Source organism: Limnobacter alexandrii, from assembly GCF_005871185.1.
Classification (GTDB): Bacteria; Pseudomonadota; Gammaproteobacteria; order Burkholderiales; family Burkholderiaceae_B; genus Limnobacter; species Limnobacter alexandrii.
Genome location: NZ_SWKN01000006.1, coordinates 1,422,400 through 1,445,002, shown reverse-complemented (window position 1 = coordinate 1,445,002; position 22,603 = coordinate 1,422,400). Strand labels below are relative to the sequence as shown.

Genomic DNA, 22,603 nt, shown 5'->3' with positions numbered 1-22,603 from the left:
CAACAACAATTCAAATCCACAGGTCGCAGTACATGAATACCCAAGCAGCAAGCCAAGTGACAATGACTCCCCGGCGGGAATGGGCGCTGCTGCTAATCCTCGCGGGTATCCAGTTCACCCACATTCTTGATTTCATGATCATGATGCCGCTGGGCCCACAACTCACGGCCGCGTTTGCAATCTCCGATGCCAAGTTCGGCCTGCTGGTGTCGGCCTACACCTTCGCTGCGGGTGCCTCTGGCCTTGTGGCCTCGCTGTACATTGACCGATTTGAACGGCGCCGATTGTTGTTGATCCTGTATGCGCTGTTCGCCGTGGCCACATTGGCTTGTGGCTTGGCCCCAACCTATGAAACGCTGATGAGCGCACGCATTGCCGCTGGTTTGTTTGGCGGTATTTTGTCTGCAATGATTCAAACCATTGTGGCCGATGTGGTGCCCTTTGCCCGACGGGGCAAAGCCATGGGCGTCATCATGACCTCGTTTTCGGTGTCCACCGTCATGGGTGTTCCACTGGGCCTGTATGTGGCCGCCCATTCCGACTGGCACACGCCATTCTTCGGCATTGCCGGCATCAGCTTTTTGCTGGTGGTCGCGGGCTGGTATGTTATTCCCACGCTACAGGGGCATTTGCATTCTCGGGGCGAAACCGGGCCATTGCAGGGCATTGCCCAGGTGCTTCGCGACACCAATCACTTGCGGGCATTTTGCTTTTCGTTTTGCATGATCTTTGCCGGGTTTTCAATTATTCCGTACATCACGATTTACATGCAGATCAATGCGGGCCTGTCGCCGTCCGACATTCCACTGATTTATCTGGCTGGTGGTGCAGCCACGCTGTTCAGTGCGCAAATCATTGGCAAGTTGAGTGACCGAATTGGCAAACTGAAAATGCTGCAAATCATCGCTGGCGTTGCTGTGGTTCCCATGGCACTGATTACGCTGACCGAAGGCATGAGCATGGCGGTCATTCTGGTGATTACCACCTGCTTTTTTGTCTTTGTCAGTGGCCGAATGATTCCCGGCATGGCCTTGGTCAGCGCAGCCGGTAACCCGAAAAATCGTGGCACCTTCATGACGCTGAATTCATCGATGCAGTCTGCTGCAATGGGGCTGGCCGCGCTCATTGGCGGCGTGGTTATTTCGCGCAATGCGGAAGGCCTGATTGTCAACTTCTGGTTGTGCAGTGTGATTGCGATCACATTCAACCTGGCCGCCTTGTTGATTGCAAGAAAGTTGCGGGTGTATCAGTAAGGCTGTGAATCTGCTTTGGTTAGCTGGCCATGCGGCGAATGATCGAGGACACCACCAAACGCAAACCTTTGATCTCCTTCACTTCCAGAGGACGCTTTTCTTTCAGGTCTTTGTCTTTGCTCAGTTCTTCAAGCTTGTGTTCAATTTCTTTCAACAGCTCAAGTTGTTGCTTCATGATCATTTACCAATAAACTCGGGTACGCGAAATATACACGCAAGCAGGCCTGCATTGGATGACAGTTTTGTGACAGGCCATGTGCTTCACACTGCAACAGTCCGAATGGATTGATCCTTGCTTGTGTTCTGGGCATGCTCAAGCCAACTTTCAAAATCATGACACTGCCCAACCGATTCGCAACTGCCTTTTTCATCTTGCTTGGTGCAAGTGCACTGACCAAGGCAAACGCAGAATGGCCTGTATTTGGTGGAGACTGGAATCACCAGCGACACAGCCGATTGACTCAAATTGCACCCGACAATATTGCGCAACTGGAACCGGCCTGGGAATTTGACACAGGGATCTCCTCCAGTTTTCAAGCCACGCCCATTGTGGTCGATGGAATCATGTATGTGTCGCTGCCTTTTAACCATGTGGTGGCCTTGAAAGCTGACACCGGCAAGCTGCTGTGGCGTTACACGCACGATCGCATCAAAGACCGCCCAATGTGCTGCGGGCCTGCCAACCGGGGCGTGGCGGTCAGCGATGGAAAAGTATTCATGGGTACGGTCGACTCCCGTTTGCTGGCACTGGATGCGGCAAACGGTAGAAAGCTGTGGGACATTGACGTGACCAAGGGCGATCAAGGCATACAGGAAGATGCCAGCGCCTTGGGCGCACAACTGAACACACAGGATGGAAAACTTGAGGTGTCTGGAACTTCGGGAGCGGGTATTAACATGGCCCCCATGGTGTTCGATGGCAAAGTCATTGTGGGCATTACCGGCGTGGGCTACGGTCTGCACCTGGATTCACCCGACCCCGATGCCCCGCTGGGTTCAGTCGTGGGCATTGCAGGCAATTACGGCCGGCGCGGGTTTATGGCCGCCTACGACATCAACACAGGGACACAAGCCTGGAAGTTCGACACCGTACCCAACCAAGGTTGGGAAGGCACATTCACCCGGAAAACGCCAGACGGCGTGGTACTTCCCCGTGACATTGATCAGGAAAAAGCCAACGTTTCAAAGTACCCGGATGCCTGGCAGTTCGGTGGCGGCTCAGCCTGGAGCACTCCGGCCATTGACCGTGAAAACGGCATGCTCTATTTCGGCACCGGGAACCCTTCCCCACAAATGGAAGGTTCATCACGACCGGGCGACAACCTGTACACCGCATCGATTGTTGCGCTTGATGTTCGCACCGGTGCATTGAAGTGGCACTACCAGCAAGTGCCACACGACATGTGGGGCTACGATGTGGCCAGCCCACCAGTTCTTTTCACGACACAGCACCAAGGCCAGGCAGTGCAGGCGGTTGGACAAGCCGGTAAAACAGGTTGGTTCTACGTACACAACCGAATCACCGGTGAACTGCTTTTCAAAAGTGAAGCCTTCGTGCCGCAACACAATATGTTTACCCTGCCCAGCGAACAGGGCAATGTAATCTATCCCGGAGTCATTGGCGGCTCGAACTGGTCGCCAGTTTCAGTGGATGAACAACGCCGCATGGTGTTCATCGCGGGCATTCACTGGCCTGTGAAATATCAGTTGCATGAACTGAAAGCCAAGGGCAACAAACCTGCTTTGAAATATTCATCCATGTCGCCAATCGAGGACGGAGAAAAATACGGTTTGCTGTCAGCCATTCATTTGGACACCGGTAAGCTGCTGTGGCAGCACAGGGTCAAGGCCCCCCTGATTGGCGGCGTTTTAAGTACAAAGACAGGTCTGGTTTTTTCTGGCGAAGGCAGTGGAGAGTTTTTTGCGCTTGATTCAAACACGGGTAAACGCGTTTGGGAACAGGCCAACCCGGCTGGTGTAAATGCACCACCTGTTAGTTACGAGGTCAGTGGCAAACAATATTTGGCTGTGGCAATTGGCGGCAACAAATTGTTTGGTTTCAAGCAAGGGCAAACCATCAAAGCGTGGGCATTGAAGGCTCAATAAGCAGCCAGTGATTGTCCAGGGTCAATAAATTGCTGTGTTCCCCGGCCTGCTGTCCAAGCCACACCTGATTGCCTTGTGCGGCCAAGGCGCAAGCGGCTTTTGCATGCTGTGTGCTCAGCAACCTTCCCTTTGCGTCGAACTTTGCCGCTGAATCGTTCTTGGTACAACTGATCACAAAGCCTTCGGGCGTCGCGACAATGTCACCCGCATAACCTTTTACATCAACAGATTCCCCTACTGTGCGCAAACCACTTTCATCGAGCAAAGCGAGTACGGGTGCAGCCTCTTGATCGGCCTTTTGCGCATGATGCGCCTGCATGGCAATGCCCACCACGCCGCTGGCATGCAGGGCCATGTGGCGCAAGCTAAGCCGCGAGTCTGGCAGGGTCCACTGCTTCAACACATCGCCGGTTTTGGGGTTCATGGCCACCACTGAAGAATCCATGGGCAACTGGTTCAATTGCGCACGCCCCATGTCTGCATGGGTTTGTATGCCGCCATTGGCCACCAGCAAAAAGGGTTCGTCGATACCCAACACAGCACCGGGCAGCACCAGCATTTCATGCGGGTCTCGACCCAATGTTGGCCACACATCAATCAACTCAAAAGTTTCACGGTGACGAACACCCAACACGCCTTGCCCAGTGAGCACATCAGTTTCCGTGGTGAAAAGCCAATCGCCATGTGTTGCGCTGTGCCCGTTCAAATGACGGTCTTCGTCTTGCCAGGTGCGCGCAGTGTCTCCGGTTTGAATATTCAGGCGCAGCAACCAGTCGCCGGGGCGGCGCGCAATTACCAAATACTCATCGCCGTGAAGGTGCATCAGGCCGTGCGGGCGGGTGGGCAAATTCACAGCTTGTTCAATGGTAAAGCTGGGCGTAAGCACGCCCACCTGATAAGCGCCCGTGGGCAGTTGCCATGCGGCAAGCAAACTGGTGTGCCCGCTGTTTGTAGCCGCTTTGCAATGCAAGGGAATGGCAAGCGACAGCGCCAATGCACCGCCTTGCAAAAAAAATTGTCGGCGAGACAACACCATGTGGATCAATCGCCGTCTGAAGAAGAGAACTGAATGGACACATTCAAGCCCTTGGCCACCTCGGTCTCCAAAAAGCCCTTCAAGACTTTGGCGGCTTTCACCGATTGCTCAACACTGGCAGGTTTCGAAATATCGTTGGCCTTCAGCGCCGCTGCAACAGCGTTGGCGCGAAGTAACAAGGTATCCGCCAGGTCAATTTTTCCCAAACCTCGCAGGTAGGCTTCCAGGGGTACCACCTGTTGCGCCGGATCGGGCACTGTTTGTGTGTTCACCACCAGCAAATCTGCAAGGCCCTGCCATTGCGCCGCCCAGGTTTTTTCGGTCAATCCGAGCGCAGAAAAAGGCCAATCCGCCGTGCCACCCGCAGCAAGTTGATCCTTGTTTTTCAACAAGGGTTTTTCCATGCGCTCCCAAGCCAGGTTGTGTGTTGCGCCCACCAACTGGTTGAAATACAACTGCATGTCGGCTTGATCAACACCTTGCCAGTTCAAATCAGACACCGTGCGAATCATGTCGCGTACCACTTCCTGTGCATAATTGCACTCGGGCGCACCTGCCTTGAAAGCGGTTTGCTCCAGCAAATATTCAAGGGCCGGAAAACCTTTTGCGGGGCTTCCCACCAAGGCCATGGCCTGGGCACCCTGGGGCTGTTTCTTGATTGCGCGTTCAAGCAAGTTGACTCGCAATGGTCGAAAATCGATTTGCCGCACGGTGTTGTTCAGCAGCATCGGCCCCATGACCACGGCAGACAATTCAAGCCATGCCAGGTAGGTTTGCGAGTACTGTGCCTTCAAGGCCTCGCGCTGCAAGCCACCCTCACAGTATTTTGTGCTTGAACTGTCCAACTGTTTCAGTTGGGTCAACAACTTGGCGGTGTCTTTGGCGTAGTGGTGGTTCACCGTGCTGCTCAACACATCCTCTGCGTTGTAGTACGGAAAAAGCATGCTGCTGTGGTCTGCCGGTTTGGCTGCGAATGCCAGATTGACCACCAGGAGCAAACCCCCTGCAATGGCAATCCAAAGCAGCCCGCGCAACAAACCCTGCTTCAATTCATGCTGGTGTTGAGGATGCATTACAAAGACTCCACAAAACGAATCAGGGCTGCGCGGTCTTGAGCAGAAAAATTCATGAAATGGTTTTTACTTTCTTCAGCCTCTCCTCCATGCCAAAGAATGGCCTCTTCAACACCGTTTGCACGGCCATCGTGCAACAAACGCATGTGGTTGTTGACATCAGGAATCAAGCCAATGCCCCACAAGGGCGGTGTTTTCCATTGCCTGCCATTGGCTTGAAAGTCTGGACGATTGTCGGCAAGCCCGTCGCCCATGTCGTGCAACAGCAAATCGGTGTAAGGCCAAATTTCCTGCCCTTCAAGCGCCTTGCTGCTCAGGGCCGGAAACGGCACCTTGCCTGTGGTGTACGAGGGCCGATGACACACGGCACATTGCGCCTGTTCAAACAGTTTTTGTCCTTTCAACACTTGCGCGTCGTTCACATTTCGACGGGCTGGCGGCGCCAGCACAGCCTGATAAAACACAATTTCATTGAACAGTTTGTCGCTCAGTTCTGGCTCGCCATTCTCGGAACCATTGGGTGCCTGCAAACAATCTTTTTGTGTGGGTGTACAATTTTCAACAGGAAACAAACTGCTGGTGATTCCGATATCGCCGAGAAACGCGCCGCCTGTTTGATGCGCCAACGTGGCCACATTGGCCTTCCAGCCAAAACGGCCCAGCATTTCCTTTTTTGCGTAGGCATCCCAAACGCGATTGGGTACACCCTTGATCGGACCTGCTTGCTCAGCCTGTTGCCTGGCATTGGCCAGCACATCTTTTTCCTCAATCGCTTCCAGCAAACCCAAACCAATTACCTGTGGCGCAATACGCGGGCTCACCATCACCTTGGGGTGCATTGGTCCATAAGCCAATTCAATGAATGAGTAGTTGGGCTTTTGCAGCACATACGGTGTGCCGTCGGGGTACTGGCCGCGCACCTCCGAGGTTTCAATTTTGATTTTGCCTTCCGGCTTTACACCATCGACAGCGGCATTGTTCAACTGATCACCGTAAGTGGGCTCGGGTACCACACCATGTGTTTTGTCTTTGCCTGGAATGGACAGGCGGAACAACAAATCGACTGGCTGCTCAGTGTTCAAACGGTTCAATATTTCGGGCGGTTTTCCGCGACCATCCTGAACATGGCAACCACCGCACGAGCGTGCAATGAAGTGCGGTCCGAGACCATCTCGCGCAGTGGTCGACGCAGGCGCCTGCACCCAGTTGCGCTTGAAAAACGAGTTGCCAATTGCAAACCGGGTGCGCTCCTCATCCGGCAAATTGGCGGCTGGAAATGAAAAGGCGTTGCGACCATCTGCAAACACGGTCACGTCGCCAGCGCTACGCGCAGTCATGCCCTCGCCAGCCGCCCAGGCGGCACCGGCCAGCAGGGTTGTGGCCAAGGCAAGCCCGATTAACTTTCTGTTTTTACTCACGGCAATCTTCAATTCAAGGCATGGTCAAAGTGAGTTGGCTAATGCCAATTGCGTTGGCAGACTCCACAATCAAAGTACTCTGCTTGACCAGGCTGGCCACAGTCGCTTTGATTCGCTGCGGGCCGGGTGCATTTGCACCGCCAATAATTTCCCGATCAAACGGCGCCTGTATGGCGTTTGCGGCAATCACTGAGTTCGTGATTTGCTGCGTGGTTTCTTTGGCTACCTTAGGCGCCTTGGATGCCACCAATTCAGCCAGCGAGGGTACTTTCAACACCGCCCCGTCGGCCTGCTTGTACGTGCCCGTCCACACATTCAAAATGCCTTGCGCATTGTTGACTGCATCACGATGGGTGTTGTCCGAGAAGCAGGAATGTTCGTCCTCCTGGTCTTGACTGAACAAGGCCACCTCGAGACGTTCGCCTGCCAGTTCGCCGCGCGACAAAGAACCCAGCCCAACCAGAATTTGACGAACAGACTCTTTGCCACCCTTCTCAAACTGGGCACGGAAGTTATTCGGTGTTCCGGGAGCCCAGGCAGACCGCACAGTTTCCAAATCATGAATCAAGAGAGCGGTCACTTCCTGCAAATAGTGGGCGCGACGCTCGGCATTGTTGCCTTTGCCTTTCACATAATCCGTGTAAGGACGGTCACCGGGGCCATCGTCGTTCAAGTCCTGGCCCCACAACAAAAACTCAATGGCGTGCCAACCCGTGGCAATGTTTTCTTCGCCGCCGCGTTCATTCTGTTCGATCAAGGCTTCGCGGGTAATGCTGAATTTGGCGTTGTTGATGAAACCGCTATTTGAATCGCCCTGCACATAGTCCACATACGACTCGTCCATGGGCCAAGCGTTGATCTGCCCTTCGGGTCCGTTTTCATCATCAATTGGTCCGCCATAAAAACGGAACGCTTCGGTTTGTCCGTAAAACTCACGCGCATCAAGCCAGGCTTTTTTTGCAGACGCCATTCCCGCTTGCGAGGGCGCTGTCAAAAACGCATCAATGGTCGATTGCATTTTCTTTGCAGCATTCACAGAGTCGGTGTAATTCGCATACACCAGTTGCCCATAACCTTTTGCAACTTCATCGGCTGTGGGTGCGGCCAAAGCCACATTGCACAATGCCAGGGCCAAGCCGGCAACCATCCAGTTTTTCATGAGGAGCTAATACCTTTGAATCAATCGAAAACAGGCCATATGATAATCTTAATGAGAATGATTTGCAATTAATAAGAACATCTATTACACTTCGCAGCATTCATCGCAGGCAATCAACTTTTTTCGGGCCACCATGAACAAGCAAGCGACTCTCAACACAGGAACAGCACCAACAGGCCAAACCGAGCCACCAGCCAGGGGACCGTTAAACACGAAAACGCTGTTCCCCCATGGCAGTCGGGAGAGAACCATTGTTCATGACAACACCGAATACCGCCTGCGAATTACTGCTCAAGGCAAACTGATTTTGACCAAATAAATTTCTCACCCTCAAACCGCAAGCCAGCCAAAAACACTTCAGCCAGCCAGCGTTTTTTTCACGAAAGCATCATGAACCCGAAAAAAATACTGCCTGGCGCAATCGGCGCAATTGCCCTGTTGTGGCCCCAACTTTCAAATGCTCAAGACGTAGCCACCCTGCCCGCTGTCAAAGTAGAAGGACAGGTACAGGTTGAACAAAGCCCCTCGACACCTGTTGACGGTTACAAAGCCAACAGCACATTTTCTGCCACCAAAACCGGCACAGCCATTGTTGAAACCCAACAGTCCATTTCAGTGATTACACGCGACCGCATTGAAGACCAGGGAGCGCTCACACTGCAAGACACACTGGGTTACACCGCAGGTGTCAGTGCGGGCTCCTATGGGTTTGACAACCGGGGGGATTGGGCTTTCATTCGCGGCACCTCATTTGTTCAATACCAAGACGGCTTGAAACAACTTTTTGGTTTTTACAACAATGTGCGACCCGATCCCTTCACCCTTGAACGCGTGGAAGTGGTCAAAGGCCCTTCATCAGTGCTGTACGGCCAAGGTGGTTTTGGTGGGTTGGTGAACATGGTCAGCAAACGTCCGCAAGAAAAACAGGCGGGCGAAGTGGGCGTGCAACTGGGCGAATATGGCCGCAAGCAACTTGCCCTTGATTTGACCGGCCCGTTGAACGCGGAAGGCACGCTGTTGTATCGCATGATCGCACTGACCCGCGACAGCGACACCCAAGTGGACTTTGTACCAGATGACCGCGAACTGTTTGCCCCCTCCATCACCTGGAGGCCCAGTGCAGACACCAGCCTGACCGCCTATTTGAATGTGCAACGCGATCTGTCAGGTTCATCAGTCGGCTTTTTCCCGATCATAGGCACACGTTTTGAAGGTCCGAATGGCCGCATTCCCACCAACACCTTTATCAGCGAACCGGGCTTTGACCTGTACCTCGCGAAACAAACATCGTACGGACTTGAATTCGACCACCGCTTGAACGATGTATTCACCTTCAGCCAGAAAGTGAAGCAAAGCGACAGCGCAGTGTCGTACAACTCGATTTACTCGGCCTTCACGCCGCAGATTAACTCCGATGGGCGAACCATCAACCGCGTGGCTATTTCGCAATACAACGTGGCCGACAGCTTGACCACCGATTCACAGTTGACTGCCAAATGGAATGTTGGCGAGTTCGAGAACACCAGCATCATCGGGCTTGATTACCAGCGAGTCGCCCTGGGTGGCGCACGCGGTGCGGGTGGCAGTGCGGCCGCGATCGATTATTTAAATCCGGTGTATGGCAATTTCACTGCTCCTGTACTGGCCGATATTGCAGGCACCTTGCAAACACAGACAGGTATTTACGCCCAGCACCAGGTGAAGTATGCCAAGCGCTGGCTTTCTACCGTGGGCATTCGCCGGGATTGGGCCAAATCAGAAACCGACAATGCGCCAGCTTCTGACCTGGATGCGTCCACCAACACTTACAAAGCCAGCCTGGGTTACATCACCGATTTTGGCGTCATGCCCTACTACAGCTACTCGGAATCATTCTTGCCAATTGGTGGGCTCGATTTCTTTGGCAATCCATTCAAACCACAACAAGCCGAACAGCAGGAAATGGGTGTGAAATATGAAACACCCGATGGCAAATCCCTGTTCACTGCTGCAGTCTACGAAATCAAGGAGAATAACCGCCGCGTCGCTGATCCTGCTGTTGCCAACAATCAAATTCAGGTGGGCGAAGCTGAAAGCAAGGGTGTAGAACTGGAGGCCAACCACCGCCTCAGCCCTACCGTCGATGTTCTCGCGGCTTATGCCTACACCAGCGCCAAGGTAACACGCCACTCCGCCCCCAACAGCCAAGGCAAACGCCTGGCCACCGTGCCCAAACAAACGCTAAGCCTGTGGGGCCGCCAACAATTTGCCATGTTTGGCTTGCCCGGTTGGCAATGGGGTGCGGGTTTGAGATTCATCGATGAATCATGGGACGGTGTGGACAACGTACGCACCCCCAGCGTAACGCTGCTTGATGCCATGCTTTCCTATGAAACCGGCGATTGGCGCTACGCAGTGAACGCCACCAACCTGGCCAACCGGGAATATGTCTCCACCTGCCTGTCTCGTGGCGACTGCTTCTACGGTGTCGAACGCAATGTGGTGTTCAGCGCCAACTACCGCTTCTAAAAACTGAAGCAAAGCATATCCGGGGCATTGGTCATCGCCCCGGGCTTATAATGGTGCGTTGTCCTGCCCGAGCCGTACCATGATCACCCGTTTGTATGCCCCAGCCCTGCTTCTTCTGATTTCTTTCAATGCACACGCCAACAATTTGGCGGCCAGCATGGCTGATCGTGTTCAGGCCTGCGTGGCCTGCCATGGGGCTGAAGGGCGTGCCAGCGCAGAGGGTTACTACCCACGCATTGCAGGCAAGCCCGAGGGCTATTTGTACAATCAGTTGATCGCATTTCGCGATGGAAGCCGCCAGCACGCCGCGATGAATGGAATTGTTCAGCATTTGTCGAACGACTACCTGCTGCAAATGGCCAAATACTTTGCAGCACAAAACCCACCCTACCCTGCACCGGCGAAAACCACAGCAACAAGCAATGAACTGGAGCAAGGAAAACGCCTGGTATTTGAAGGTGTTGCATCCAAGAAAATACCCGCATGTGCAGCCTGCCACGGGCAGGCGCTGACTGGTGTCGAACCCTACACGCCGGGTTTGCTGGGCTTGCCACGCGATTACCTGAATGCGCAACTTGGCAAGTGGCGCAATGGGCAACGCAAGGCCGCTGATCCCGATTGCATGCATGCACTGGTCAAAGCCTTAAGCTCCGAGCAATTGAACACGGCCACCACTTATTTAGCGGCCCAGCCTGTGCCGAAAAATCCAAAAGCCTTGCCCGCCAACAGCCTGGAGTTTCCGCTGAAATGCGGAACGCACACCGCCACTGCCGCACCGAATATTGCCACTGTATCGCGCGAACCAATTGCGCTTGATGTTCTCACTGCACAGGAAAAACGCGGCGCGTATTTGGCACGCCTTGGTAACTGCGCAGGCTGCCACACGGCCGATCCTAAAAAACCCTATGCAGGTGGCCGCGCCATTGAAACACCATTTGGCCCAATCTACAGCAGCAATTTAACCCCCAACCCTGAAACCGGCTTGGGCAACTGGACGGCTGATGATTTTTACAAAGCCATGCACAGCGGTGTCTCCAAAAACGGCGACTACCTCTATCCTGCATTTCCTTACACCGACTACACCAAAATGAGCCGGGCCGAGGTCGACGATTTATTCGCTTACCTGAAACGCCTGCCCGCCATCGCGCAAAAAACCCCGCAACCCGAATTGCAGTTTCCGTTCAACCAGCGCCCGCTGTTGGCAGTGTGGCGTGCCCTGTATTTCACGGAAGGCGAATACCAGCCAAATTCGCAGAAAAATGAAGAGTGGAATCGCGGTGCCTACCTGGTCAACGGCCCGGGCCATTGTGCAGCCTGCCACACCCCCCGAAATACGCTGGGTGGTTTGAAAAACAACTTGAATTTAAGTGGTGCCACCATACCGGTGCTGAACTGGTTTGCACCGGCTTTAAACAATCACCCAGTGCATGGATTGGGCAACTGGAGTGAAAGTGACATTGCCCAGTATTTGCAAAGTGGAGTCAATCGCCACGCTTCTACCTACGGCCCAATGAGCGAGGTGATTGCACACAGCCTGCAATTTGCCACCGCAGCCGATAGCAAAGCCATGGCGGTTTACCTGAAAAGTCTGCCAGCACAAGCCCCTTCAGAAAAGGAATCAACAGGCCTTGGACAACGCACGCTGCAACCCTTGATGCGGAGTGGGGAAAAAATTTATGCCAACACCTGCGCGGAATGTCATGGCGAACAAGGCGAGGGGAAAGCCAATCAATTTCCAGCACTGGCCGGCAACGTGAATGTGATCGCCCCCAACCCGGTCAATGCAATTCGAATGGTGCTCAACGGCGGGTTTTCACCCAGCACACGGGGCACACCCTACCCGCATGGCATGCCGCCTTACCGTGTAGAACTGAGCAACAACGAAATCGCAGCGGTTGTCACTTACATTCGGCGAAGTTGGGGCAACAGCGCCAGCGGTGTTGCATCAATCGAAATCGACAAGCAACGGGGCATGCAATAAAAAAGCCGGTGATGAATTGCTTCACCACCGGCTTTTCACTGGGTAAGTTCTGATCAGAAATCAACCTGCATTTCAACCAGCAACATGCGTCCGGGTGCAGGCACACGGCCAATAGTGCTCACATCAACACCCCTGAAAAAGTACTGCTCGTCAAACAGGTTATTGATACCAAAACCAAGGTTCACGTTTCTGCCCTGACCAATCGGGAAATCCCGACCCACGCGCATGTTCACCAAAGTATAGGCAGGCAGTTCACCCGCGCTGCCGTTGGCAGTTTCAGCTTGCGTGTTGGCTGAATCACTGAAGCTTTCAGACACATACAGAGCATTGGCATTGGCTGTCCACTTGCCGAACTTGTAAACCGCATCAAAGCCCAGGTGGTGGGTAGGCGCATTGCGCAACTCTTTACCTTGGTCGGCACCTGACAATTGCTCGGTGTCCAGATAGGTGTAGCTCATGCCCAACTCGGTTTGACTGTTCAGGTTCCAGCGGCCTTCCAGTTCAACTCCCTCTTGGCGTGTTTCGCCCAGGTTGCGGAATGCACCAGTGTCGAAAACAATTTGGTCCTTATAATCCACACGGAAAAGGGTCGCTGCAATATTGGCTTGCTGGTTGATTTGCCAGCGCGAACCAATCTCGTAGTTCTCAGCTGTTTCATTGCCCACATCACCCCCCCTTGTAACCTGCGCGGTTTGCACAGGCACCAGCGAGCGTTGCGCGTTGGCAAACACAAACACGTCTTTCGTGGCCTGATAACCCACGGTCAAGCCGGGCAACCATTCATCGGGGTTATTCTGAAACTGTGCACCCGTGTTCAAATCGCGGTAACGGGTTTCAACATCTTCGTAGCGAATACCGGGCGTTACTTTCAAACGACCGTCCATCAACGCAATTGAATCGCTTAAATAGTACGCCATGGCTGTGGTTGAAAAATCCCAGCGACGCAACGGGTTAACTGCACCTGTTGCCAATGTGGTGCGAGTCACGTCGAACCGAACATCTTCCTCTACAAACCGGGCACCAGCAATAATGGTGTGGTTACCAATTTTTTTAGTAATGCGCGGCTCAGTACCATGCACACTGAAAATTCGTGGTGATTCACTCACGCTGGTTGCAGGCAGTGCCGGGTCCATCGGATCGCTAAAGAAGAAAGTGCGGTCTGCCTGATGGGCAAAGTTACGCCAGGTCAGTTTTGTATCGTCATTAAAACTGTGGTTCCACGTCAATGTTGCGCGCCACATGTCGGCATCGTAAGCATCAAACGGGCGCTGGGACTGGTTCGGATTCTGCTCGTATGCTGCCGGGCTCAAGGCACCGGGCAATTCGGCCTGCACCTCGTAATACTGCAATTGCGCTTTGAAATCATTGTTGGCGTTCAGGTAATACTCGCCATCCACGATGAAATTGCGCACCTCGGTGTCGGAGCGATCGCGCTGACCCTTTCCATCCGCAATATTGGCCTGAAATTGCAAACCAATGTCTTCCCGCACAAAACCACCAATGCGATAGTAAGTGTCGGTCAACACATTGCCGGTCTCTTCGGAAATTTGCAGGCGTTCGCGGAAGGTTTGGCTGGTTTTTGCCGGAATGGGTTTGGTCACCAAATTGAGCACACCGCTCACGTTGTTCGGGCCGTAATGCACTGCTGCACCGCCACGCACCAAATCCACAGCTTCAAGGCTGGGCAGCGTGACCGGGAAAAGAGACAGACCCACGTTGGTGTAGGGACCAATTGCAATCGGGTAACCATCCACCAGAATTTGCAAGCGTTCGCTGCGCAACGGGTTCAAACCGCGCACACCAATATTGGGCAAAATCCCGGTACCGGTTTCATCCAGCACTTGAACACCCGGCACGCGGCGCAAAGCGTCTTCAAGGTTCAATGCGCCACGCTCTTCCAGGTCTTCTTTTTCAAGCACAGTGCGTGCACCCGTGTAGGTTTTTACGCTTTCTTCGGTGGGTGGGCCCAACCAGTCAGACTGCACTGTAACGGGGGCCAGTGTTTCAGCCAAAACGTTGTGGCTTAAAGAAATACAGACCATTGCCACTGCCATGGACAGAGGTGAAACGCGAAGACGCTGTCGCGAGTCTGTAGACACTTCGAAAGAGGACATTGCAATTTTCCTTTATTAATAAAAATCATTCTCATTATCGTTATTTTTACTGATTGTTCCTTGTACTGAATTCAAAAACGTCATTTTTTTGGCAAACAGGGAACAAGCCCCACCACTATTTCGAGTGATCAACTGTTAAATATTTTGAATTCTCATTTTAATCAATGCTAATATAAATCATTCTCATTTACATATTTAAAGATGATTTCCTCTTCCCTGCTGACCAAGCAAACGAGCAGCAAATCGCCCTGGCTGGGTCTGCTTAATTCCCTACCATCCCCGCTCATTGTCGACATGATTGCCCAATGCAACTACGACTTCGTCATCATCGACACCGAACACGTGCTGCTTGATGAAAATACGCTGCGCGAATGCATTCAAACCTGTCGGCACCACCGTTGTATTCCATTGGTACGCATTGCAGAAATTCGCCCAAACTTCATTGGCAAAGTGCTGGATGCCGGGGCGATGGGCATTGTGTTGTCACGCGCAGAAACCGCGGATCAAATTCAAACGCTGGCACAAGCCATGAGGTTTCCCCCTCTGGGCACGCGCGGCATTACTGGCGGCACAGTGACAGGCTACGGGCAACTGCCTTTGAACGACTACATCGCGCAGGCCAACGAACACACTTTGCTGGTGCCCATGATTGAAAGCCAAACCGGCTTGAACGCCCTGCCCCACATGCTGGCCACCGGGCATGTCAGCTTTGTCATGGAAGGTGCGCTGGACCTTGCACTGAACATGGGCCTTGGGCCGAACCCACTGCACCCGAACGTGTTCGATGCATTGAACAACATGCATCAAATTTGCCTTCAAGCCGATGTGCCCTTTTGCCCTAACCCACGAACGCCCGGCCAGCAGCGGCACTGGCAAGAACTGGGCTGCAATCTTTTTTTGTGTGGCGAAGACCGAAGCCAGTTCAGCAAAACATTGCGAAGCAACCTTCAATCTTTTCGTACATCCCAAGCCGCACCCCTAGGAGCCTGAATTGAAACCCACCCTTGTTTTCCTGACCCATGTGCTGAACAACGCAATCGTCGATGGATTCATTCCCGCAGCACGATCACTGGATCACGACGTCATTGTGTTGACGGATCACGGCCATGCCCACCAGCAAGTGCTAGCCAATGTACGCGTTCATGAATGCGATGTGTTCAACCCGATCGCAGTGATCGACCTGATTGCCACACTGAACATCGAACCCCAGGCGGTGTTCTCCAACAGCGACCACCTTCAAACCTGCACCGCCCTGGTGGCCGAGCTGCTGGGTTTGCCCGCCAAGCCGTGGAAGGTTTGCTATCACGCAAAAAACAAACACTGGATGCGCAAACGGCTTGAGTCGCTTCGCCTGCCCACCATCTGGAGCCAAACCATTCGCAGCAGCGACCCGGTTCACACCGAATGGCCGTACCCCTTGGTGGTCAAACCCACACAAGGTGTAGCATCAATGGACGTGGTTCGCATCGACACGCCCGCGCAACTGACCCAACACCTTCTACAGCTTGATGAATCGCAAAGCGTCTTGCTTGAAGAATTCATGGAAGGCCCGCTGATTACGCTTGAAACGCTGGGCGATGGCAAACACCTGCACACCATCGGCGGGTTTGATGTAAGCCTGTCCAACCCACCCTATTTTGTTGAAACCGCCGCGCAATGGAATGGCCCGCACACACGGCAGTGGCGCACGCACATGGCACACATTCTTACGCAATTTGGCGTGGCGCTAGGCGCTTGCCACAGTGAATTCATCGTGACACCGCGCGGCCCGGTTCTGGTGGAAATCAACTACCGAAGCATCGGCGACAACCGCGAATTCCTGCTTGATCAGCTTGTGGAGCAAGGCTGGTTCAAATCCATTCTGCAAACTCACCTTGGGCAAGAAATTGAAGTGCCCCGTGTAAAACCCAAATGCGCACAAATCGATTACCTGGTGGCCGAGCAGGCAGGCACATTGCGCCAGGCACCACGCATTGAAAACAATGCCGATGTGCAGTACCGGGCGATCAAACAGGAAGGGGAAGCCATACAAATCAGCCACTCCAACAAAGACTACATTGGTGTATTCACCTTTCAGGCCGATTCCGACAGTGAACTTCAACTGCTTCGCAGCGAAACGCAAAACCGCAACCCCTGGAGCGTTCAATGAACAACTTGCACGACCAGCGCATTGCGCTCAGGGTGATCAATGCCTGCCTGCGGGAAAACGTTCGCTACATCCTGAGCGCGGGGCGAATTGAGATACTCGAAAACCGCACATTTCTGGTGTTTGAACACCTGCCCGAAGCCTGCCGGATCGAAGTAAAAAAAAGCCCTGGCATGCAAGCCTACAGGGCCATCAACCCCCACTGGGAAATACTTCAACACAGCCAATGGATTGAACAACAAGGCGCAAGGCGATGGATTCGTTTTCTGGCGCAAGGGCTACCTGAAGATGCAGCCGCCCTATACCGGAATTATGAATTGGAGGTGCAAGCCGCCATTGATCAAACCGTGTTGTGTGATCAAACGTACACAGAGCAGCAGCACCTACTGGACTTCAACTCACGCCAACGCAACTGGGCTGAACGCATGCTGCACGCCGACCAAATGGCCAGCTTTCTGGATCACCCTTATTACCCCACCGCCCGTGCAAAATTCGGGATGGACACAAGCGAACTGAAAGCCTTTTCACCAGAATTCAACCCCACTTTCGAATTGGCCTGGTTTGCTGTGCCTGCAAGCGAATTTGAAGGCACCGGCACTGAACCGGCCTGGTGGCCCACACTAGAACAAGTGGGCTTGCCGCAGTCGCTTTGCAACAGCCACGCACTGCTGCCGGTTCACCCCATGATGCGCGCAGCAATAGCACGGGATATCCCGGAAAGCATTGAAGCACCACAGGCATACTTGCCCGTCAAACCCACGCTGTCGGTGCGTACTGTGGCCGTGCTGAACCACCCGGCCTCACACATCAAACTGCCCATGCCAATTGCCACACTGGGTCAGAAGAATATTCGCTACATCAAGCCGTCTACCCTGAAGGATGGCGACTGGTTTGCCCGGGCACTTGCGTCGATCGAACACACCAATGAAGGGATCAAAGGTTTGTACCGTCATGTGGATGAATCGTTCACCGGTTGCTACAAGCACCTGAACATTGCTGGCTTTCTACACCGCCAGTACCCGCCTGAGCTGCCCGATGAAACACTGGCCACCGTGGCCACGTTGTGCAGCCCCATGCCCAGCGGCAAACCCTACCTGCTTGAATACCTGGAACAACAAGGGCAAGGCTTGCAAAGCTGGTGGGCAAGCTATTGCACACTGATGATTGGCGTGCACCTTCGCTTGTGGATTCAACACGGCATTGCGCTGGAATCGAATCAACAGAATTCTGTGCTGTCGTTGCGCCCCGGGCAGCCACCTACGCTTGTGATGAAAGACAACGATGCCGCACGCCTGTGGCCAAGCCGCTTTGAAACAGCCGCGGCAAGCCAGGGGCACAATGTGCGAGATCTGCACGACGCCCGCATTCTGGTCAACGAAGAAGCACCGCTTGCCCACATGTTCATCACCATCACCCTGCAACTGAATTTACTTGCCGTACTCGATGGGCTGGCACAAAGCGGTGCCCTGAATCGCCAACAGGCTTTGCTCACCTTGCGCGAGGCCATCGAAAACACCTTGCACAGCTTGCGCCTGGAAGGATTCGACACCGATCTGGCCACCGAGCTGTTGCTGTGCGCACGCATGCACCCGGTGAAGTACCTGCTGCAAAGTGCAAGCCTGTTGAGCAAACAGGAATGCGGCGCAAGCGATGTGAACAAGTTTTACGGCATGACAGGCCCCAACCCCTTGCGAGACCTGCCATGAGCCGTGTGTTGATCGCAGTACTGGTCTGTCATTTTCTGGCCGCATTCACCGTGCTGGGGATGCCGCTGTACCTGCCCGTGCTGTTCACCGACTTGGGGCTGCCATCGAACAGCCCCTGGATCGGGTTTGTGTTTGCATGGCCCACCCTGCTGACCGCACTCAGCGGCCCATTGTGGGGCAAGGTAGCCGATCGCTTCGGCAGGCGTTTCTCGCTGATCCGTGCGCTGGCAGGTTTGTCCCTTGCATTTGCGTGGGTCGGGGTTTCAAGTTCAGTGCCGGAACTGGTCATGGCATTAACCCTGCAAGGCTTGATGGGAGGCACGCTGGCTGCCGCCAATTCCTACCTGGCCACCACCTTGCCGCGTGAAACGCTGTCCAACACCCTGAACTGGACGCAGTTCAGCGCACGCATGGCGCTGGTTACTGCGCCTTTGGTGTTGGCCTTTGGCGTTCAACACGTCAAATTACAACACCTGTACATTGTGTTGGCAACCCTGCCCATGCTGGGCGCACTGTATGCCTGCACACTGCCCAACGATTCACACACATCGCACACATCGAAAGCAACCTCAGGCACTGCCTCCAACAATGCCTTGGGCAACAAATCCACCCAAGTGCACTACGCATCTGCCTTTGCAGTGTGCAGTCTGCAAGCCCTGTTCTGCTTTGCCATGGTGGTCACCTTCCCGTACTTCCTGCCCTACGCAGCCCCGGGCATTGCCAGCACCACTGCCATTGCCCTGCTGTACGTGCTGCCCCACCTGGTTTATCTGCTGCTTCAACCGCTGCTGAAAAAACGCCTGCCAAACTGGGCATTGAATTGCCACCTCAGCATGCTGGCCCTGGCCATGGCCGCGTGCATGCAGTGGCAATTCAACAGCGGCTGGGCCCTTACTGCTGCCCGTGTTCTGTTTGGCGTGGGCATTTGGCTGGGCTACCACGGCACGCATCAACTGGTGGCCAAGTCTTTTCAGGCAGCGCGCGCAGGCACCTGGTTTGGCTCGCTTGACAGCGTGGGAAAACTGGCCGGTGTGGCCGCTGGCGTTGCAGCCGGTTTTGCAGTCAACCACATGAACCTTTCCTCGCCTTTTCTGCTTTCCGCTGTGGCAAGCCTTGCTGCCATGCCACTTGTTCACCACATTCAAAAAACAGGATCACGCCCATGCCCACATTTGAACAACGAATTCAGCAACACCAAGCCGAACACCACAGCCTGAATCATCTTCTGAATTGCTACCTGCGCGAATTCGCAGTGCCTCAGCAACTGGTGGACTGGCACGCACAAGGCGACCTGCCCAAAGCCCTGCAAAGCGATTTACTGGAAGGAGAAACGGTGAGAATTCGCACCGCTTACCCCTTGCTGAAAATTGCCTTCAAAGTGCAAGTACGGGGCGCGCTGAACCAGGTCAAGCTGGGCTCGAAACTGTTCGGAAAACCGATGGGCAAGCCGTGGCAAGTGCTGAGCACCCACGCAGCCATTGAAGCCCTGCTAGAGCACATGGCCATGCTGACGCAAACCGAACCGAACATCGAATTGCAGGCCCAAATACACAACAGCCTGGACAACATGCAACTGTTCTTGGCGCATGCAAACGTGCCCCGCATCAACGCCGTGCAGCACACCGAACAATCGCTGCTATGGGGACATCCGTTTCACCCCAGCCCGAAAAGCCGCTCAGGTGTTCAAGCGGATCAATTGCTGATGTGTTCACCAGAGGTGGGCGCCGCATTCCAGTTGCACTGGTTTGAAATCGATCCCGTTTTACTGAAAGAACTCGGCAACCCGGTGATCAACAAAGTGTCTGAAGTGCTGACCGGGCGCACGGGCCTCTACCCCTGCCACCCCTGGGAAGTGGACCTTGTTCTAAGCTCCAGAATTTATCAGCAGGCAAGCCAAAAAAAACTGATTCGCCACTTGGGCGCCTTGGGCAAAGTGGTGTGGCCCACCTCGTCGGTGCGCACCCTGTACCAACCCGAGCTTGATGTATTTTTGAAATGCTCCATTCACGTTCGGCTGACCAATTGCATTCGCAAAAATGCGTGGTATGAACTTGAAAGCGCTGTGGGCATGACCCAACTGCTTGCACACACCTTTGAACATGTTGAGCACGCACACCCAGGTTTTCGGATGTTGCGCGAACCTGCCGCCTGCACACTCGATTTATCGAAAGCCGGCACAGCTGTCAGCAACGAAGATATCCTGAGCTTGCAGGAAAGTTTCGGCATTATCTTCAGGGAACAACTTCAAAGTCACTACACCGACATTCACATGGTGGGCACGCTTGCGTCATGGGACACGGCAGGCCAAAGCCAACTGGCACAGCTTCTTGGCGAACAGGCTGAAAAGCACGGTTCAGACAAAGCCGACTTCACCCTGAAATGGCTGCAAAACTATTTCAATTTGCTGGTACCCAGCACCTTGACCCTGTTTTTCAAACACGGTGTGGTGCTTGAGCCGCATTTGCAAAACACTGTGCTGGCCTTGGACAAGGGCATGCCCGTGCGCGTTTGGATCCGCGACCTGGAAGGCACCAAACTGGTTCCACAACACTGGCCGTCTGATCGCCTGAAAGGCCTTTCGGAACGTGCCATTGCTTCTGTGCATTATTCCGAAGACCAAGGCTGGAAAAGGGTCAGTTATTGCCTGCTGGTGAACAACATTGCCGAGATGATTTTCCACGCCTGCCAGCACACACCGGGGCTTGAACAACGTGCGTGGCAATGCCTTGCCACACGGATACAGCAGACCAGCCATGCCTTGGGTACACCCCAGACGCTTTCCGGTTTGTTGCAAGGCCAAACGCTTGCATCGAAGAACAACCTCAAAACACGTTTGTTCAAAAAGGCCGATCGCCTTTCCGACTACACATTCCTTTCACACCCCCTGCTTGAACACCATGACAAACACATTGAAGAAACTGCTTGTTGAAAAGGCCAAGTCAGGCACATCACCCTGGTGTGCCTATGTGTACGACTTGCCCGCACTGGCTGCGCATGCGCAACACATGAAACGGCACCTGCCCCGCAATTGCGAACTGTATTACGCGGCCAAAGCCAACCCTGATGTGCACCTGCTGCACACGCTGGCCCCACACGTTGACGGGTTTGAAGCTGCATCGGCAGGCGAGTTGGCCCACTTGAATGAGCAGCAATTTGGCAAACCACTGATTTTCGGTGGCCCCGGCAAAACCACTGACGATTTGCAACAGGCACTACACCAAAAGGTGGCCTGTATTCACGTGGAAAGCCTGACCGAACTGAAGCGCCTTGCATTGCTTTGCGCTCACACGGATCAAACCCAAACAATCATGTTGCGCATGAATATTACGCTTGAAGGCATAGCAAGCAGCAAACTTCAAATGGGCGGTCAAGCCACCCCCTTTGGGCTCGACCCCTGCGACCTTGGCACAGCGCTGGCATTGCTTCAGGAATCACCACAACTTGAATTTGCAGGATTTCATTTTCATTCCATGTCGCATCAGTTGTCAGTCGAAAATCATCTGAAATTGATGACACGGTACTTCGAAATCACCCGGCAATGGGAATCGCAATGGCACATTCGCTGCAAAGTGATCAATGTGGGCGGCGGGATCGGCGTGAACTATCAGTGCGTGGATGAACAATTCAACTGGCCGGAATTCTGCAATCGGCTTGATGAATTGATCACACAACATGACATGCAAACCCGGCAAATCAGGTTTGAGTGCGGCCGTTTTGTAAGCGCATTTTGTGGCTACTACGTGATGGAAGTAATCGATCTGAAACAAAGTCATGGGCAGTGGTTTGCGATCGGCAAAGGCGGCACACACCACTTTCGGACCCCTGCGGCACAAAGCCACAACCACCCGGTGTGGGTGCACCGCAACCGCAACGCGGCCGTTGTGCTCAATTCAACCGTGAATGTGGTGGGGCAACTGTGTACCCCGAAAGACCGCCTGCACCAGCAACTACCAGTTCAGGAATTGGCTTTGGGTGACTACCTGGTCTTTACGCTGGCGGGTGCTTATGCATGGAATATTTCACACCAGAATTTTTTGATGCATGCTGCGCCAGAAACTATCTATCTCAATTGAGAGTTGAACTCTTGGGCTGAGAAGGCTACC

General features: G+C 53.8%; 17 protein-coding genes. 11 read left to right on the top strand and 6 right to left on the bottom strand.

Going from position 1 to position 22,603, the window contains the following annotated elements; translation table 11 throughout:
• The first annotated feature begins 32 nt into the window (after positions 1-32).
• On the top strand, positions 33-1,253 hold the full coding sequence (locus FCS97_RS07125; protein ID WP_138517689.1) for an MFS transporter: 1,221 nt from the start codon (positions 33-35) through the stop codon (positions 1,251-1,253).
• Between the two features lie 19 nt (positions 1,254-1,272).
• On the opposite strand, the gene FCS97_RS16530 is transcribed toward FCS97_RS07125, so the two are convergent.
• Entirely contained in the window at positions 1,273-1,428 is a 156-nt protein-coding gene (locus tag FCS97_RS16530) for a hypothetical protein (RefSeq protein WP_168426918.1), read from the bottom strand.
• A gap of 134 nt (positions 1,429-1,562) precedes the next feature.
• Here FCS97_RS16530 and FCS97_RS07120 point away from each other — a divergent pair, with 134 nt between their 5' ends.
• The gene (locus tag FCS97_RS07120; RefSeq protein WP_212746441.1) at positions 1,563-3,359 is read left to right on the top strand and encodes a pyrroloquinoline quinone-dependent dehydrogenase; all 1,797 of its coding nucleotides are present in this window, start codon (positions 1,563-1,565) and stop codon (positions 3,357-3,359) included.
• Here the strand turns inward: FCS97_RS07120 and FCS97_RS07115 are convergent.
• The 4 genes from FCS97_RS07115 to FCS97_RS07100 are packed head-to-tail and all read right to left on the bottom strand — an operon-like array spanning position 3,331 to position 8,033.
• Positions 3,331-4,395, bottom strand: a complete 1,065-nt coding sequence (locus FCS97_RS07115) for a DUF1513 domain-containing protein (RefSeq protein ID WP_138517688.1) — start codon at positions 4,393-4,395, stop codon at positions 3,331-3,333. The genes FCS97_RS07120 and FCS97_RS07115 overlap by 29 nt on opposite strands.
• A gap of 5 nt (positions 4,396-4,400) precedes the next feature.
• Complete coding sequence (locus FCS97_RS07110) at positions 4,401-5,468, bottom strand: imelysin family protein (protein WP_138517687.1); 1,068 nt, start codon at positions 5,466-5,468, stop codon at positions 4,401-4,403.
• Positions 5,468-6,886, bottom strand: a complete 1,419-nt coding sequence (locus tag FCS97_RS07105; RefSeq protein WP_246065943.1) for a di-heme oxidoreductase family protein — start codon at positions 6,884-6,886, stop codon at positions 5,468-5,470. The genes FCS97_RS07110 and FCS97_RS07105 overlap by 1 nt, the downstream gene beginning before the upstream one ends.
• A 13-nt stretch (positions 6,887-6,899) precedes the next feature.
• The gene (locus FCS97_RS07100; RefSeq protein WP_246066096.1) at positions 6,900-8,033 is read right to left on the bottom strand and encodes an imelysin family protein; all 1,134 of its coding nucleotides are present in this window, start codon (positions 8,031-8,033) and stop codon (positions 6,900-6,902) included.
• 145 nt (positions 8,034-8,178) lie between these two features.
• Here FCS97_RS07100 and hemP point away from each other — a divergent pair, with 145 nt between their 5' ends.
• The 3 genes from hemP to FCS97_RS07085 all read left to right on the top strand — a co-directional run bounded on the left by hemP (position 8,179) and on the right by FCS97_RS07085 (position 12,534).
• The gene (gene hemP, locus FCS97_RS07095; RefSeq protein ID WP_138517685.1) at positions 8,179-8,364 is read left to right on the top strand and encodes a hemin uptake protein HemP; all 186 of its coding nucleotides are present in this window, start codon (positions 8,179-8,181) and stop codon (positions 8,362-8,364) included.
• A 71-nt stretch (positions 8,365-8,435) separates the two neighbouring features.
• Positions 8,436-10,553 (top strand): TonB-dependent siderophore receptor, encoded by a 2,118-nt coding sequence (locus FCS97_RS07090; RefSeq protein WP_138517684.1) that lies wholly within the window; start codon positions 8,436-8,438, stop codon positions 10,551-10,553.
• Positions 10,554-10,632: 79 nt separating this feature from the next.
• A complete protein-coding gene (locus tag FCS97_RS07085; RefSeq protein WP_138517683.1) occupies positions 10,633-12,534 on the top strand; it encodes a c-type cytochrome in 1,902 nt (633 codons plus the stop codon).
• Positions 12,535-12,587: 53 nt separating this feature from the next.
• On the opposite strand, the gene FCS97_RS07080 is transcribed toward FCS97_RS07085, so the two are convergent.
• The gene (locus tag FCS97_RS07080; RefSeq protein WP_138517682.1) at positions 12,588-14,648 is read right to left on the bottom strand and encodes a TonB-dependent receptor family protein; all 2,061 of its coding nucleotides are present in this window, start codon (positions 14,646-14,648) and stop codon (positions 12,588-12,590) included.
• 201 nt (positions 14,649-14,849) lie between these two features.
• Here FCS97_RS07080 and FCS97_RS07075 point away from each other — a divergent pair, with 201 nt between their 5' ends.
• Genes FCS97_RS07075 through FCS97_RS07050 form a run of 6 tightly spaced genes read left to right on the top strand, consistent with a single transcriptional unit; the run spans position 14,850 to position 22,573 of the window.
• A complete protein-coding gene (locus tag FCS97_RS07075; protein WP_138517681.1) occupies positions 14,850-15,638 on the top strand; it encodes an HpcH/HpaI aldolase family protein in 789 nt (262 codons plus the stop codon).
• A 1-nt stretch (position 15,639) separates the two neighbouring features.
• Positions 15,640-16,797 carry an ATP-grasp domain-containing protein gene (locus FCS97_RS07070; protein WP_138517680.1) on the top strand — a complete coding sequence of 386 codons (1,158 nt, stop codon included), beginning with the start codon at positions 15,640-15,642 and terminating at the stop codon, positions 16,795-16,797.
• On the top strand, positions 16,794-18,500 hold the full coding sequence (locus tag FCS97_RS07065) for an IucA/IucC family protein (RefSeq protein WP_138517679.1): 1,707 nt from the start codon (positions 16,794-16,796) through the stop codon (positions 18,498-18,500). The genes FCS97_RS07070 and FCS97_RS07065 overlap by 4 nt, the downstream gene beginning before the upstream one ends.
• The gene (locus tag FCS97_RS07060; RefSeq protein WP_171035197.1) at positions 18,497-19,717 is read left to right on the top strand and encodes an MFS transporter; all 1,221 of its coding nucleotides are present in this window, start codon (positions 18,497-18,499) and stop codon (positions 19,715-19,717) included. The genes FCS97_RS07065 and FCS97_RS07060 overlap by 4 nt, the downstream gene beginning before the upstream one ends.
• The gene (locus tag FCS97_RS07055) at positions 19,663-21,429 is read left to right on the top strand and encodes an IucA/IucC family protein (protein WP_138517677.1); all 1,767 of its coding nucleotides are present in this window, start codon (positions 19,663-19,665) and stop codon (positions 21,427-21,429) included. The genes FCS97_RS07060 and FCS97_RS07055 overlap by 55 nt, the downstream gene beginning before the upstream one ends.
• Complete coding sequence (locus FCS97_RS07050; RefSeq protein ID WP_138517676.1) at positions 21,398-22,573, top strand: type III PLP-dependent enzyme; 1,176 nt, start codon at positions 21,398-21,400, stop codon at positions 22,571-22,573. The genes FCS97_RS07055 and FCS97_RS07050 overlap by 32 nt, the downstream gene beginning before the upstream one ends.
• The last annotated feature ends 30 nt before the right edge of the window (positions 22,574-22,603 follow it).